At 49.2% G+C, this 954-nt stretch carries 9 tRNA genes; all 9 read right to left on the bottom strand.

Annotated features, from left to right (window positions below):
* Positions 1 to 12: 12 nt before the first annotated feature.
* Positions 13 to 85, bottom strand: a tRNA-Met gene (locus BM057_RS10800).
* 73 nt (positions 86 to 158) lie between these two features.
* Positions 159 to 248, bottom strand: a tRNA-Ser gene (locus BM057_RS10805).
* A gap of 35 nt (positions 249 to 283) precedes the next feature.
* Positions 284 to 357 (bottom strand) — tRNA-Ile (locus tag BM057_RS10810).
* Positions 358 to 374: 17 nt separating this feature from the next.
* Positions 375 to 448, bottom strand: a tRNA-Met gene (locus tag BM057_RS10815).
* A gap of 16 nt (positions 449 to 464) precedes the next feature.
* Positions 465 to 537: transfer RNA gene (locus BM057_RS10820), tRNA-Ala, on the bottom strand.
* Between the two features lie 7 nt (positions 538 to 544).
* Positions 545 to 618 (bottom strand) — tRNA-Pro (locus BM057_RS10825).
* A gap of 43 nt (positions 619 to 661) precedes the next feature.
* Positions 662 to 735: transfer RNA gene (locus tag BM057_RS10830), tRNA-Arg, on the bottom strand.
* Between the two features lie 20 nt (positions 736 to 755).
* Positions 756 to 844 (bottom strand) — tRNA-Leu (locus tag BM057_RS10835).
* Between the two features lie 27 nt (positions 845 to 871).
* Positions 872 to 943, bottom strand: a tRNA-Gly gene (locus BM057_RS10840).
* Between the last annotated feature and the right edge of the window lie 11 nt (positions 944 to 954).

Genomic DNA, 954 nt, shown 5'->3' on the forward strand with positions numbered 1-954 from the left:
TTTAACATGCAATTGCGGGGGCAGGATTCGAACCTGCGACCTTCGGGTTATGAGCCCGACGAGCTGCCAGCTGCTCCACCCCGCGATAATAGAAAGCAATAGAAATTGTTGATTTTTATCATATTGTCCATAGTCGAAACAATAGATTGATGATAAAAAGGAGGATAAGGGATTCGAACCCTTGCGTGCTTTTACACACCTGACGGTTTTCAAGACCGTTCCCTTCAGCCGGACTTGGGTAATCCTCCAACATTACAAGGTATAAAAATCAAAAAGATGACAATGGACCTTGTAGGACTCGAACCTACGACCGGACGGTTATGAGCCGTCTGCTCTAACCAGCTGAGCTAAAGGTCCAAGTTCTTTCAATTAAATAGCGGCGGAGGGAATCGAACCCACGACCTCCCGGGTATGAACCGGACGCTCTAGCCGGCTGAGCTACACCGCCATAAAATATGTTGCTATGGAGCCTAGCGGGATCGAACCGCTGACCTCCTGCGTGCAAGGCAGGCGCTCTCCCAGCTGAGCTAAGGCCCCAAAACAGTCGGGAAGACAGGATTCGAACCTGCGACCCCTTGGTCCCAAACCAAGTGCTCTACCAAGCTGAGCTACTTCCCGTAAAAGTTACTTAGTTATTGATCAATAAAAAAGCAGATCAATATGCACCCAGCAGGAGTCGAACCTGCAACCGCTTGATTCGTAGTCAAGTACTCTATCCAATTGAGCTATGGGTGCTTCATATTAAACTATATAAATGGTGCCGAGGGCCGGAATCGAACCGGCACGGTTATCACTAACCGCAGGATTTTAAGTCCTGTGCGTCTACCTGTTCCGCCACCCCGGCATTGAACAAGTTGTCTAGTTTACTAGAAGCGGAAGACGGGGTTCGAACCCGCGACCCCCACCTTGGCAAGGTGATGTTCTACCACTGAACTACTTCCGCATAAAAATGGT

The sequence above is a fragment of the Pisciglobus halotolerans genome (assembly GCF_900113675.1).
Lineage (GTDB): Bacteria > Bacillota > Bacilli > Lactobacillales > Carnobacteriaceae > Pisciglobus > Pisciglobus halotolerans.